Origin of the sequence: Streptomyces sp. NPDC091292, from assembly GCF_044757265.1 — a bacterium.
Lineage (GTDB): Bacteria > Actinomycetota > Actinomycetes > Streptomycetales > Streptomycetaceae > Streptomyces.
The window spans coordinates 1-12976 of sequence record NZ_JBIVUQ010000031.1; the positions used below are offsets into that span (position 1 = coordinate 1).

The 12976-nt window shown below is 71.1% G+C and carries 12 protein-coding genes; 3 read left to right on the plus strand and 9 right to left on the minus strand.

Annotation, left to right across the window (positions count from 1 at the left end; all coding sequences use genetic code 11):
- The 3 genes from ACIQNU_RS40595 to ACIQNU_RS40605 form a co-directional block, all read left to right on the plus strand.
- A partial coding sequence (locus tag ACIQNU_RS40595) for a hypothetical protein (RefSeq protein ID WP_401376758.1) occupies positions 1–289 on the plus strand: 289 nt, incomplete at its 5' end.
- Between the two features lie 170 nt (positions 290–459).
- The gene (locus ACIQNU_RS40600; RefSeq protein WP_401376761.1) at positions 460–2430 is read left to right on the plus strand and encodes a YncE family protein; all 1971 of its coding nucleotides are present in this window, start codon (positions 460–462) and stop codon (positions 2428–2430) included.
- 207 nt (positions 2431–2637) lie between these two features.
- Positions 2638–5337 (plus strand): lantibiotic dehydratase, encoded by a 2700-nt coding sequence (locus tag ACIQNU_RS40605; protein ID WP_401376763.1) that lies wholly within the window; start codon positions 2638–2640, stop codon positions 5335–5337.
- A 16-nt stretch (positions 5338–5353) separates the two neighbouring features.
- On the opposite strand, the gene ACIQNU_RS40610 is transcribed toward ACIQNU_RS40605, so the two are convergent.
- The 9 genes from ACIQNU_RS40610 to ACIQNU_RS40650 form a co-directional block, all read right to left on the minus strand.
- Positions 5354–6454, minus strand: a complete 1101-nt coding sequence (locus ACIQNU_RS40610; RefSeq protein WP_401376766.1) for a CU044_5270 family protein — start codon at positions 6452–6454, stop codon at positions 5354–5356.
- Positions 6451–7197: an RNA polymerase sigma factor gene (locus tag ACIQNU_RS40615; RefSeq protein WP_401376769.1), complete on the minus strand. Its 747-nt coding sequence runs from the start codon at positions 7195–7197 to the stop codon at positions 6451–6453. Before ACIQNU_RS40615 ends, ACIQNU_RS40610 begins: the two co-directional genes overlap by 4 nt.
- An 81-nt stretch (positions 7198–7278) precedes the next feature.
- On the minus strand, positions 7279–7584 hold the full coding sequence (locus ACIQNU_RS40620; protein ID WP_401376771.1) for a hypothetical protein: 306 nt from the start codon (positions 7582–7584) through the stop codon (positions 7279–7281).
- 15 nt (positions 7585–7599) lie between these two features.
- The gene (locus tag ACIQNU_RS40625) at positions 7600–8268 is read right to left on the minus strand and encodes a response regulator (RefSeq protein ID WP_401376774.1); all 669 of its coding nucleotides are present in this window, start codon (positions 8266–8268) and stop codon (positions 7600–7602) included.
- The gene (locus tag ACIQNU_RS40630) at positions 8265–9785 is read right to left on the minus strand and encodes a sensor histidine kinase (RefSeq protein WP_401376776.1); all 1521 of its coding nucleotides are present in this window, start codon (positions 9783–9785) and stop codon (positions 8265–8267) included. Before ACIQNU_RS40630 ends, ACIQNU_RS40625 begins: the two co-directional genes overlap by 4 nt.
- A gap of 35 nt (positions 9786–9820) precedes the next feature.
- Positions 9821–10609, minus strand: coding sequence for an ABC transporter permease (locus ACIQNU_RS40635; RefSeq protein WP_401376778.1), 789 nt, complete (start codon positions 10607–10609; stop codon positions 9821–9823).
- A 220-nt stretch (positions 10610–10829) separates the two neighbouring features.
- On the minus strand, positions 10830–11759 hold the full coding sequence (locus ACIQNU_RS40640; RefSeq protein ID WP_401376781.1) for an ABC transporter ATP-binding protein: 930 nt from the start codon (positions 11757–11759) through the stop codon (positions 10830–10832).
- Between the two features lie 149 nt (positions 11760–11908).
- Positions 11909–12151, minus strand: coding sequence for a helix-turn-helix domain-containing protein (locus ACIQNU_RS40645; protein ID WP_401376783.1), 243 nt, complete (start codon positions 12149–12151; stop codon positions 11909–11911).
- The gene (locus ACIQNU_RS40650; protein ID WP_401376785.1) at positions 12151–12738 is read right to left on the minus strand and encodes a DUF2975 domain-containing protein; all 588 of its coding nucleotides are present in this window, start codon (positions 12736–12738) and stop codon (positions 12151–12153) included. The genes ACIQNU_RS40645 and ACIQNU_RS40650 overlap by 1 nt, the downstream gene beginning before the upstream one ends.
- Between the last annotated feature and the right edge of the window lie 238 nt (positions 12739–12976).

Sequence of the window (12976 nt, forward strand, 5' to 3'; positions counted from 1 at the left end):
CGCCATCCTCGCCGGACAAGGCCGCGTCCTCGGCAACGACCTCGCCCACACCCCCACCCACACCCACTGCGAACTCGCCCACGGACACCCCGGCCCACACGCCGACCACGTATGGGACTGGAACCACCAACCCACCCACGCCCTCTGGGCCCGCTGGGACACCGAAAACACCACCCCCCACTACGACAACCTCCCCTGGTGCGAAACCCCCGGCGGCCCCGACGCCGACGCCTGCACCCTCTACCTCAACCACCCCCACCCCCACTCCTGGACCCTCACCGACGCCTGATCAGCGGCAGCGTCGAGCCGTCATATCTCAGTGCCCGATTGTCCCCGCCATGCCATACGCTGCACCTCCGGCAAGTGTCCACACACCCTTCACAGGTGTGAGGGGGGACGCGCGGCCGGTTTGTCTCAAGTCCGGGGTGCCGGGCTTCTTCTGTGGGGGGTCTCATCACTGTGCGTACGCGCAGCATCTCCATCGCGACGGCGCTCGCCGTCGTGCTCAGCTCCGCGGCTCTGGCCGTGGGTACGGCGGGTCCGGCGGCGGCCGACTCCGCCAAAGTGCTTCCGGTGAAGTCGGTCGGCGACATCGTCGTGGACGGCACACACCGGCGGGTGTACGTCTCCGATCCGACCGGAGGGAAAATCGTCGTCACGGACTACGCGGGCACCGTGAAGGCGACACTGACCGGGCTCTCCGGCGTGACCGGCCTCGCGCTGTCGGCGGACTCGGGGCAGGTGTACGCCGCCGTGAAGAACACCAACCGGATCGTCTCGGTGGAGACGGGCACGTACACCCAGACCGCGAACTACCCGGTCGGCGCGGCCCCGGGCGACCTGGAGGTCGTGGACGGCCGGATCTGGTTCGCCCACGGCACCGACTTCGGCTCGCTCGACATCTCCGGCGCCGAACCCGTCGTCCACCGCGCCCAGCGCGGCGACGTCGACTTCTCCGGCGCCTTCGGGATGTTCCTGGCCGCCGATCCGGCCGTGCCGGGCGTCCTGGTGGCGGGCAACGGCGGCAGGCTCGCCGTGTACGACGTCTCGGCCGACGGCGCCACCATGCGGGTCAAGGGCGACATGGACACCGGGGTGAAGCAACTGGACCTGACGCCCGACGGCAGCCAGGTGCTCACCTCGTGGGGCAACCCGGGCTACGGCTACGGCATCGGCGCCTACGCGACCACCGACCTCTCCAAGCAGGCCGGCTACCCCATCGACGCCTACCCGAACGCCGTACGGGTCGCGCCCGACGGCAGCGTCGCGGGCGGCAGCGACTCCTCGTACGACCCCGACGTCCACATCTACCGGCCCGGCGACCCGGTGCCGGTGCGGGAGTACGACTTCCCCAACACCGGTAACAGCAGCGGCGCCGACCCGCTCGTGGACGGCGCGCTCGCCTGGGCGCCCGACGCCAGCCGCGTCTTCGCCGTCTCGGTGAACACCTACGGCACCTACACCCTGCGCGCCCTGACGGACCCCACCAAGGAACTGCCCACCCTCAAGGTGTCGGCCCCCGCCAAGTCGGAGCGCGCCAAGAAGCTCACCGTCACCGGCAAGCTGACCTCGAAGACGCTCCTCGCCGCGGGTACCGCTCTGACGGTGACCCGTACGGACCTGGAGTCCCCGAACGGCAAGGCGCTGCCCGCCGTCAAGACCAAGGCGGACGGCACCTTCTCCTTCACGGACACCCCGCCCGCCGGCGGCAAGGTCACCTACAAGGTCGCGTACGCGGGCGACAGCACGCACGCCCCCGCCGCCGGCTCCGACGCCGTGGAGGTCTCGCGCAAGGCGACCTCGCTGACCCTGAACAACAACGGCAAGCTGTACGCGTACGGCAAGGACGTCACGTTCACCGCGCACCTCGGTTCGACGTACAAGAACCGCACCGTCTCGCTCTACGCGGACCCCTTCGGCACCGACAAGCCGAAGAAGCTGCTCAAGACGGCCAAGGTCAACTCCCGGGGCAATGTGTCGGCGACCGTCGACATGACCCGCGACACCACCGTCACCGCCGTCTTCGCCGGTGACGCCCGCTCGGCCGGCAAGACCGCGAAGTCGGTCGCGTACGCCCACGCGAAGGTCTCCACCTCCGTCTCCAAGCACTACAAGACGGGCAAGATCGGCTCCACGACGTATTACTACTTCCGCAAGAACACCGACCCGGTGTTCACCACGACGATGAACTACTACTCCGGCCGCAAGCAGCGTTTCCAGCTCCAGGTGTACTACCAGGGCCGCTGGTACGACGCGGGCTACGAGTACTTCCGCCTGGGCACCAACGGCAAGTCGACCGTGCGCCTGGAGGCCCCGGGCGAGTCCGGCATCCGCGCCCGTATGCGCTCGTCGTACATCAACGGCTCCTCCGGCGACAACGTCAACTCCACGACCCACGGCTCCTGGAAGTACCTCAACTTCACCGACTGAACCTCACCGACTGAATCTCACCAACTGGACCTCACCAACTGAACCCGCCCCGCCCTTTGCGGTGGGGCGGGTTCAAATATGAAGATATTCTCGTGGGCTCGGTGAATTGATTATGCCGAGGCCATAGGTGTTACGTGGCTCAAATTCGCGCTTTTGTCGCGGGGTTTTCTTGGGGAAACTGCCGAGAGGAAGGCGGTGGATTTCCCGATGATTCCGGGTCCGTTTCCAGGCGCCAGGACCGACACCGGTAACAGCGCCCACACCGACACCCCTACCCGTCCCCGTACCGCCACCGCCCTCCTCCGCGCCGCCGGCCTCCCCGCATCCTCCTGGGCCGCCGCCGGCAACCCTCACCTCTTCGCGCGGGCGACCGCCTACCACCGGGCCCGTCAAACCCTCGCGGAGCGGGCCCGCACCCTGGCCGACCTGCTCGGTACCACCGTCGTCCCCCGCCTCCCGCCGCACTCTCCGCACCGCCGCGCGGTCATCGCGCTCCGCAGACGCCTCCACTCCGGCGCCGCGCCCGACGCCGCCGACTGCCGCCTGCTGGCGCTGGGTACCGGGGTGCCCGCGGCCCGTTGGCGACAGGCGCATGATCTGTACGTCGCCGACAACGCGCTCGCCGAGGAGTACGACGCCCTCGCACGCGCCACGGCCGAGGAGTGGGAGCGAGTCGGGGAGCTGTGCTGGGAACTGGCGCGCGCCCACCCCGTCATGCGTGTCTTCCTCGACAGCACCGCCCCCGAGCTGACGGAGACCGTGCAACGCAGGCTCGACCGTGGGGAGCACTGGTCCAGCGCCCGCCTGCGCAGGAACAGCACCTTCCTGTGGCGCGCGCTGGCACGGGCCGCCATCAAGACGACCCCGCGTGACTGGGTGGGGCAGATCGCCCCCCTGCCCATCACCCCGACCCTCGATCGGACCCTGACCGTCCCCCGCCTCCTCACCCCCGGCTCCGTCCTCACCGCCATGGCCGCCGAGGTCTCCCACAACGTCCACACCCTCCGCACCCGGCTCAACGCCCTCGACCTCACCACCGCCGACGCCACCACGATGATCGCCCCGGCGCCGCTCCACTTCACCACCCCCGAAGGCAACGGCGCCTCGAAGAACGGCGCCCCGCACGGACACCTCCACTACGGCGTCATCGACCCCGCCCACCCCGGCACCCTCCGCCGGATCGACCTGGTCCGCACCCCCGCCCTGGACGCCGTGATGGCACGCCTCGCCACCGGACCCAGACCCGTCGGCGAGATCGAGACCGAACTGCTCGCAGGGATCACGGGCGAACGCGCCGAAACCGCCCGCCACGCGCTACGGAACTTCCTCGCCCACCTCCACCGTCTCGGCGTACTGGAGACCTGCGCCCCGCCCCACCGGGTCCACAGCGGCTGGACCGCCCCGCGCCCGAGAGCCGCCCCCCTTCCCCACCCCGCCCCCTGGCCCGGCGGCGTCACCACGGCCGTCCCCTCCGACTGGTTCCTCGACTCCTACCGCCGGGCCGAGACCCCCGGCCGCCGGCCCCTCACCGTCCCCGCCGAGGCCGTCGACATCATCCACACCGGACTGCGGACCGCCGCCCGGCTCACCGCACTCCGCCGAGCCGACCGCGCCGACACCCCCGACACCGGCACCCCACCCGACCCCCTCCCCGGCCTCGACACCGAGCCCCGCCCGCTCAGATCCTTCCTCGAACCCCCGGAACACCAAGGGCAGTCGGCGACGAGGAGGCCCTGCTACGAGGGCTGGCACCCCGCCCGCACCCCCGACTCGGGCTACGCACGCCTCCTCGACCACCTCCGCGACCAACGCGACCAGGACGGGTACGCGGACTCCTTCGACATCGATGACGCCCTGCTCGACGCGGTGGGCGCACCCCGCGCCGAGGAAGCGATGCCGCCCTGGCCGCTGGACTGTCTGGTACGACCGCTCGGCGGCCACGGACCCCTCGCCGTACTGGAGTCGGCGTCCCCGGCCGCCGTCCTGGACGCCCGCTTCGCCGACACCCTGGACACCCTCATCACCGGCCACGACAACACGGCTTACGACAACACGGCTTACGACAACACGGGTTACGACAACACCGCGCACTACCGAGGCTTCCTCACCGCGGTGGAACGCACCGCCGACATCCACTTCGTAGAAGTCCTCGTACCGCCCCTCGCCGAACGCGCCGCCAACGCCGTCCGCCGCCCCCGGCTCACCTCCTGGTGGACCGGCGACCCGGATCCGGCGCCGTACTACGGCACCACAGGGCTCACCGGCGCCCGGTACCTCCCCCTCGACCGCATCACCCTGCGCCGCGAGGGCACCCGGGTCGTCGCCGAGGCGGACGGGCGCCGTATCGTCCCCGTCCACCACGCCACCCGCACCCCGATGCCCCCGTACGACCACCTCCTGCGCGTCCTCCTGACGGCCCGTCACCCCGGCACGGGCACCGTCCTGCGGTGCGACGGGCTGGCCGGTGCCTTCCCCGGCGCCCGCCGTGTGCCCCGGCTGACCGTCGGCGGGCGGCTCGTCGTCGGCCCGGCGAGCCACCGCATCGCCGATACGCGGCTCTGGGACCCCGGCGACACCGACCGCGACAAGGTCATCCGGCTCGCCGCGCTGCGGGACGTGGACCGCCTGCCACGGTTCGGCTTCGTACGCGTGCGTAGGGACACCCCGCAGACCCCCGTGGACTTCGACGCCCTGCCCGCCCTCCGCACCATCGACCGCCTCCGTGCCCGGTACGGCAGAGACGGCGGTCTGCTGGTCGAGGAGGCGCTGCCCGCCCCCGGCGACCACCTCCTGCGCGACCGCGCACACCCCGGCGACCGCGCCACCGTCGCCGCCCAACTGCTCCTCAGATCACCGCACACCCTCGACACGCTGATCGAGGCGGCAGCGGCGGCACTCAACGCCTGACCCCCCTGAACGCCCCCTACGAGGCCGAGGCCGGGGCCGGGGCCGGTGTCTGCTTCATCCCGTCCACCACCGCCCGCTTGACGATGACGCTGGTGTGGTTGACCGTGCCGGGCTTGACCAGGCCGTCGTCGCCGCTGAGCTGCTTCACCTGGATGTTGCGCTCGCCGAGGAAGACATGGGTCTTCTTGTCGAAGATCCACTCCTCGCGCTGACCGCTGTACTCGTCAAGGCGGGCCACCGCGACACCGGGCCGGCCGATCGCGTCCTCCACGTCGTTCACGACGACGACCCCGGGGATCTTCGCGGCGGTCCTGAACAGCGCGGAGTACAGCTCGGCGGGCGGGTAGCTCTCGCCGAGCAGGTCCCCGATGGTGCTGAACGCCTGCTGGTCGGGGGAGTTGCCCTGCCCCTCGGTCTCCTTGTAGATCTTCGCGAGGAGCTTGTCGGGGTCGGTGGTCAGCTTGGTCAGGTAGTCGTACGAGGGACCGTTGATGTTCGCCTTCGGGATGTTGCCCTGCTCGTCGGGCAGGCTCAGGGTCTCGCCCTCGGGGCCGTCGTTGACCGCCGGATCGATCAGCCAGCCCTTGGTGCCGTCCGGGGACTTCCACACCTGGCGCTTGTGCAGCGCGTAGCTGGCCAGGCTGCTCTTGCCGTCGACGGTCTTGACGAAGGTGTCGGCCGTCCTGGACTCGATGTAGATGTACTGACCGGGCTTCACGGTCGGGCGGGACGAGTCGGCAGCCGCCGCCAGCGAGATCTGGTCGAGCAGGTGGGGCAGGCCGTCGGTGCTCGCGGCGCCGACGGTCGTCATCAGGACCGGTCCGGTGGCGACCCCGCCGTCCCTGACCCCGCCGCTGTCGGTCATCGCCGTCGCGGCGACGACCGCGCCCGCGACGACCGCGGCCATCGCGGGCAACGCGATGGCGGGGCGCGGCAGCCGGAACCGCCGCTGGCTCCGCTGGTCGTTCTGCCGCATGTCGTTGATCTGGGCCATCAGATGCTCCTTGTGGAACTGGTGACGGCCCGGTGGCAGGTCGCGCGCGGTACGGGACAGCAGATCCGCCGTCTCATCCGGGTGCTGCCGGGACGAGGTCTTCCGGGACGGGTTCGCGTTCATGGGCTTCCTTCCTGTGCGGGCCGGATCGCGTGTTCGTGATCGCCTCTTGTCTGTCGGGCGGGGCGGACGACTTCCCGATTCCCGCGAACTTTCCCGCGAACTTTCTCCCGGACCTTCCCTCGTACCTTCTTGTGCGCCGTCTCCGCCTCGGGCCGCGACAGCTCGGTCGCCGGGCGGGCCGTCGCGCTCAGGGGACGGGCCAACTCGGCCTCGGCCAGCGCCCGCAGCTTCTTACGGGCCCGGGACAGCCGGGACGCGACCGTGCCGACGGGGATGCCGAGCGCTTCCGCGGCTGCCTCGTAGTCCAGGCCCTCGCCGAGGCAGAGCGCGATGACCTCACGCTCCGGTCTGCGCAGCGCGGCGAGCGAGGTGAGGACGGTGGCGAGCCGGCGGCGGTCGTCGAGCCGCCCCGCCACCTCGTCGGCGTGGTCGGGCACCGACAGCTCGGCCGCGGCTGCGGCACCGGCGGCGGCCCGGTACCGGCGGTGGGAACGGAACTGATTGCGTGCGGTGTTGGTGGCGATGCCCAGCAGCCAGGGGCGCAGCGACCCGCCCTCGGGATCGACCCGGTCACGCAGCCGCCACGCCTCCATGAAGGTCGCGGCCATGACGTCCTCGGCGGTCGCCCAGTCGGCGCTCAGCCGGAAGGCATGGTTGTAGACCGCGCGCGCATAGCTGTCGAACAGCTCCGCGAACGCGGCCGAATCCCCGGCTCTGATCCGGGTACGCAGTTGAGTGCTCACCTCAGACAGCTGTCCGGCACCCCTCACCGACTTCCCGTGATCTACGCCACACGTACGGCTGTGGATGAGTGCGTACGGGTGTCAGCCGCGCGGACACCGCTCCTCGGTCTTGACCACCGTCACCGCGATCAGGGTGGTGAGGGAGTGGTCGCCGGGCTCCGGTATCTGGGAGCACACCTTCCAGTTGTCGCCGAACAGTTGGCTTCGGTCCTCCCGGGTGGCGTCCTGGGATTCGATGCGGTTGAAACCTTCGGCGCGGGCCTTGCTCTGGGCGAGGGACAGCTTGAGGCCGCGCAGGTCGGGCAGGGTTCCCCGCTGGCTCTTGCTGTGGTTCGACAGGGCCAGCAAGGCGGCGATGATCACGACGGCGACGAGTAACTTGCGCATCGGGCGCTCCCCCGGTCAGTGTCTGGGCCGGACGAGGCCGGCGTCGTACGCGAGGATCACGGCCTGGATGCGGTCGCGTGCGCCGATCTTCGCCAGGACCCGGCTGACGTGCTTCTTCACGGTCGACTCGGACAGGACGAGCCGTTCGGCGATCTCGGTGTTGGTCCAGCCGTTGCCGATCGCGACCAGGACTTCGTGCTCCCGGAAGCTGAGGTCCCGCAGCCGGGGGTCCCCGGCCGATGTGGGGTCGGGGGCGAGGACCTGGTGGGCGTAGGCGTCCAGGAGGCGCCGGGTCAGGCTCGGGGCCACGACGGCGTCGCCGGTCGCCACCGCCTGGATGCCCGCCACCAGCTCTTCCGGGCGGGCGTTCTTGAGCAGGAAGCCGCTGGCTCCGGCCCGCAGACCCTCGTACGCGTACTCGTCCAGATCGAAGGTGGTCACGATGAGGACGCGGGTACGCCCGCCGGACGCGACGATCCGGCGGGTGGCCTCAAGACCGTCCATGCCGGGCATACGGATGTCCATGAGGGCGACGTCCGGCCGCAGTTCGGCCACCAGACGTACGGCCGCGGCCCCGTGCGCCGCCTCGCCGACCGGGGTCACCCCGGGGGTGCCTTCGAGGAGCATGCGGAAGCCGAGGCGTTGCAGGGGTTGGTCGTCGACGATCAGCACGGTGGTGGTCATGGAGCGGGTCGGCCCTCCGTCCGGTGTGCGGGGTCGGTGCTCGGGTCGGTGCTCGGGTCGGTGGGCGCCTCGGTGCCCGCCCCGGCGCTCGCCTCAGTGGTGCTCGCCTCAGTACTCGCATCCGTCGTCGCGTCCAGCTGGACGTCCACGATCCAGCCGGGCCGGTCGTCGCGCGGGCCGAGGGTGACATTGCCGCCGTAGAGCGCGGCGCGCTGGCGGATGCCGATCAGGCCGTGGCCGGGCTCGTCGGCCGCCGACGCGGGCATCGCGGGCGCGGCGGCGCCGGGCGGGGTGCCGGTGTCGGTGACCCTGACCCGTACCGTCCCTGCCTCGGCGGTCACGGACACCTCCGTACCGGCGGCCGTACCCGCGTGTTTGAGGGTGTTGGTCAGGGCCTCCTGGACGATCCGGTACACGGCGAGTTGCAGCCCGCTGCCCAGCGTGCCGAGGGCGCCCGTGGTGCGGTACGTCACCGGGAGGCCCGCCGCGCGGACCCGGGCGAGGAGCGCGTCCAGGTCGCCGATGCCGGGCTGCGGGCTGAGCCGGGGGCCCGCGGCGCCCTCGTCGTCGCGCAGGATGCCCAGGACGCGCCGCAGCTCTCCCATCGCCTGCCGGCCGGTGTCGCCCAGGAGGCGCAGGGCCGGGGCCGACTGTTCGTTGTCGCGGGTGGCCAGGGTCGCGGCGCCGTCCGCGAGGGTGACCATGACCGAGAGGCTGTGGCCCACGATGTCGTGCATCTCGCGGGCGACCCGGGTGCGTTCGGCGGCGGCGGCGAGCCTGGCGCGCTGGTCCCGTTCGATGTCCAGGCGCCGGGCATGGTCCTCCAGCGCTGTCAGATACATCCGCCGGGTCCGTACGGTCAGACCGCTGGCGACCACCGCGACCGCCGCGACCCCCGCGGAGATCAGCTCGCTCACCCGGTGGTCCGCGGGCACCCTGACGAAGGCCCACAGCAGACTCTCCGCGACGAACGCCGAGCCGGCCCAGCCCAGCAGCACGAGGGAGCCGTGCCGGGCCAGTGCGTACAGGGCGACGAGCGAGCCGAGTACGGCCGAGTTCCCCAGGCCCAGCCCCATCTGCACCAGGGACACGGCCACGGTCACGAAGAACACGGTGGCCGGGGCGCGGCGGCGCCACCACAGCGGCACCACGAACGCGGCCGTCAGGAGGTACGGGAGCGCGGCCGGCAGTCGGTCGCGGACCCCGGCCTCCTCGTAGGGGGCGTTCGCACCTGCGGAGAGCAGGTCGGGCAGGCTCAGGCCGACGACGGCCAGGACGACCGCGGTGTCGAGCAGCCAGGGGCGCCGCTCGTCCAGCTCCCGCAGGCGGTGGCCGAGGCGCAGCAGACCGCCCAGGACCGGGTGTCCCCAGGCACCCTCCGACCCGAGCGGCAGCGGGGGTGTCGGCGCTGCCGTCGCAGGGGCCGTCTCGGGGGCCTTCGGGACCTTCGGGTCCTCGGGGGCCTTCGGGGCCGTGGGGAGCGATGGGTCCGTGGTCTTCGCGCGGTGCGGGCGCATACGCCTCATTGTCGCCGTTGTCATCGCCGTGCCCGTCAGACGTCGGTCCGCTTCAACCGGATGGCCGCCGCGGCCAGGGCCACGGCCACCCATACGGCGAACACCGTGAAGCCCGCGCCGGGCGACAGCGAGTCCGACGCCGTGTGCAGGGAGTAGATGGACGCACCCGCGTTGCCCGGGAGGTAGGGGTCGAGCGAGTCCTGCATGTCGCCGGGCAGTACGGCGGTCAGACCGGGCAGCAGCATCACGACGCCGACCAGGGCGGCGATGCTTCCGGACGTGGAGCGGACCAGCGAGCCGAGGGCCACGCCGAGCATCGCGAAAAGCGCGAGGTAGATTCCGGCGCCGGCCAGGCTGCGCAGCACGCCGTCGTCGCCCACGGCCAGCGCGATCTTCTCGCCGTGCAGACCCGCCTTGCCGAGGCCGAAGGAGATCAGCGCGGCGAGCGTCGACAGGACCAGCACCAGCGAGCCGATCACGGCGGTCTTGGAGGCCAGGACCAGCCAGCGCCGGGGCACCGCGGCGTACGTCGAGCGGACCATGCCGGTGCCGTACTCGCCCGCCGACATCAGCACGCCGAGCACTCCGACGATCAGCCCGGAGATGGAGGTGCCGACCAGCGCCAGGCTCACGGCGTCCGTCCCGGGGGCGGAGCCGTCCGACGGGGGGCTGTACACGGCGGCGGCGATCACACCGAACGCGATCATGACGACCACGGAGACCGCGAGGGTGATCCAACTGGAGCGCAGCGACCAGAACTTGCTCCACTCCGAGCGCAGCACGCGGGGGCCGGTCACCTTCCAGCCGGTCCGGTCGATGGACACGGAGCCGGCACCGGAGCCAGAACCAGGGGTTACGGGGGCGGGGGACCCGGGGCCGCCGGCGCCGCCGGGTGCGGCGCGGCGCGCGGCCTCGCGGAGACTGGCCAGGCGGAGGCTGGACGCCCGGCGGGTGGCCTCCCGGAGAGGGGACACGCGGTGCGTGGCCTCGCGGCGCTGGGGTCCGCGGCGAAGCGCGCTGGGGATCTTGGGGATGGCAGGCATCTCAGGCGGCCTTTCGCTCGGCGCCCACGGGGGCACTCTGGTACTCCACGGAGTCGTGGGTCAGCTCCATGAACGCCGTCTCCAACGAGACGGACTGCGGGGTCAGTTCCTCCAGCGCGACGCCGTACTGGGCCGCGACCAGACCGATGTCCCGCGCCGACCACCCGTGGATGACGAGTTCCGCGTCGGAGGGGGAGCTGATGGTGATCCCCGGTGCCGCGAGCAGATCCCGCAGCTTCATGGCCTCGTCGCTGACGACCCGTACGCCGCCGCCCCCGGCCTGGTGCGTGAAGTCCTTCAGCGAGCTGTCCGCGAGGAGCCGCCCCCGTCCGATGATCACGAGGTGATCGGCGATCAGCGCCATCTCGCTCATCAGATGCGAGGACAGCATCACGGCGCGGCCTTCGGCGGCCAGCCCGGACAGCAGGTTGCGTACCCAGAGCACGCCTTCCGGGTCGAGACCGTTGACCGGCTCGTCCAGCATGATCACGGCCGGGTCGCCGAGGAGGGCGGCTGCGATACCGAGGCGCTGGCCCATGCCGAGCGAGAAGGCGCCCACCCGCTTGTGGGCCACGCTGCTCAGGCCCGCCAGCTCGATCACCTCGTCCACCCGGCGACGCGGAATGCCGTGCGTGTGCGCCAGCGCCATCACATGGCCGAAGGCGCTGCGCCCCGGGTGGACGGACTTGGCGTCGAGCAGGGTGCCGATCTCGCGCAACGGTGCGGGATGCCGACCGTAGGCGCGCCCGTTGACGGTCACCGCACCGGTGGTCGGGGCGTCCAGTCCGACGATCATGCGCATCGTCGTCGACTTCCCCGCACCGTTCGGCCCCAGGAACCCGGTCACCTCGCCGGGCTTCACGGTGAACGAGAGACGGTCGACCACCGTCTTGTCCCCGTACCGCTTGGTCAGCTCACGTGCCTCGATCATCGCTGCGTTCCTCTCGTGTTCCGAAGGCGGGCCGCGAACCCTCCGCGACCTGCACTTCCGAGATTAGGAGCGCGATGAACGGCTTCCCTGGGCCCGAGGGAGCCACTTCGGGGCCCGACTGGTACCCCGGTACCACCGCCCCGTCATCCTCAGGTCTCCGCCGGGTCGTGGGTGATCAGGTCGCCCGGCTGGCACTGGAGGACGTCGCAGATCCTCGACAGGGTCGAGAAGCGGATGGCCTTGGCGCGCCCGTTCTTGAGTACGGACAGATTGACCACGGTGATGCCCACCTGCGCGGACAGTTCGGTCAGGGTCATGCCGCGCTCGGTGAGAAGGCGGTCGAGGTGGATCCGGATGGAGTGGACATCGGAGTGGACTTCCTCTTCGGGCATCAGATCGTCCCTTCCAGGTCCTCCCGCATCCGCACACCCTGCTGCATGATCTTCCCCATGACGACGGCGGCGAGGCCGGCGAGGATGAGCGGCGCCGTCGGTCCGGTGATCGCCGGCCCGGAGCCCACGAGGGGCGCCATGCTCCCGACGAGCCAGGACTGCGACCAGCCGACGACGAGACCGGCCAGCGGCGTGCCCAGGGTGACGAACCAGCCGAGCACGGTGAGCCGTCGCGCGACGGTGTCGGTGAACGGCCCGTCCTCCATGACGCCCTTCAGCAGCCGCGAGAAGAGCAGCAGCGCGAGGGAGCTGAACAGCGGCCAGGGCAGTCGGCCGCCGAGTTCTGCGGCGCGCTGACCGACGGAGGGGCTGTGCTGGCAGAGGCGCGTGGCACTGCTGCTCGCCTCCACGCCCTTGCCGACCGGTGTCTCGTCCGCGACTGAGGCATTGGCCCAGAACCCCGTCTCCACGCACACCGCCCCGTCATCGACCCCATGACTGACCCCGACACCGATGACGAACAGCCCACACAGCACCGCCAGTCCCCAGGCCACCGAGGCAAGCATCCTCGTCAGTCGCGTGTTCATCCCGACCCTCCCTATCGATTTTCGATATGCCGCAGACTAGTGGACCATATCGATATTCGACAAGTTCGAGGGTGGGGGGCAGGCGGGGGGCACACCTCTGCCGTCGAGGAACCGGGTCCTGGTCAGCTCGGCTCGACTCAGCTCGACTCAGCTCGGCCGAAGGGATCGGCGTCCGCCGGTGAAGTGTGCTGGTGATGATCTACCGTGGGTGCAAGTAACGCTACGCACAGGGAAGTTC

Bases quoted from the DNA above. Each gene is read 5' to 3' on its own strand.
- ACIQNU_RS40605 (WP_401376763.1), top strand. From the start codon at position 2,638: ATGATTCCGGGTCCGTTTCCAGGCGCCAGGACCGACACCGGTAACAGC.
- ACIQNU_RS40610 (WP_401376766.1), bottom strand. From the start codon at position 6,454: ATGAACGCGAACCCGTCCCGGAAGACCTCGTCCCGGCAGCACCCGGAT.
- ACIQNU_RS40620 (WP_401376771.1), bottom strand. From the start codon at position 7,584: ATGCGCAAGTTACTCGTCGCCGTCGTGATCATCGCCGCCTTGCTGGCC.
- ACIQNU_RS40650 (WP_401376785.1), bottom strand. From the start codon at position 12,738: ATGAACACGCGACTGACGAGGATGCTTGCCTCGGTGGCCTGGGGACTG.
- ACIQNU_RS40645 (WP_401376783.1), bottom strand. From the start codon at position 12,151: ATGCCCGAAGAGGAAGTCCACTCCGATGTCCACTCCATCCGGATCCAC.
- ACIQNU_RS40640 (WP_401376781.1), bottom strand. From the start codon at position 11,759: ATGATCGAGGCACGTGAGCTGACCAAGCGGTACGGGGACAAGACGGTG.
- ACIQNU_RS40625 (WP_401376774.1), bottom strand. From the start codon at position 8,268: ATGACCACCACCGTGCTGATCGTCGACGACCAACCCCTGCAACGCCTC.
- ACIQNU_RS40630 (WP_401376776.1), bottom strand. From the start codon at position 9,785: ATGCGCCCGCACCGCGCGAAGACCACGGACCCATCGCTCCCCACGGCC.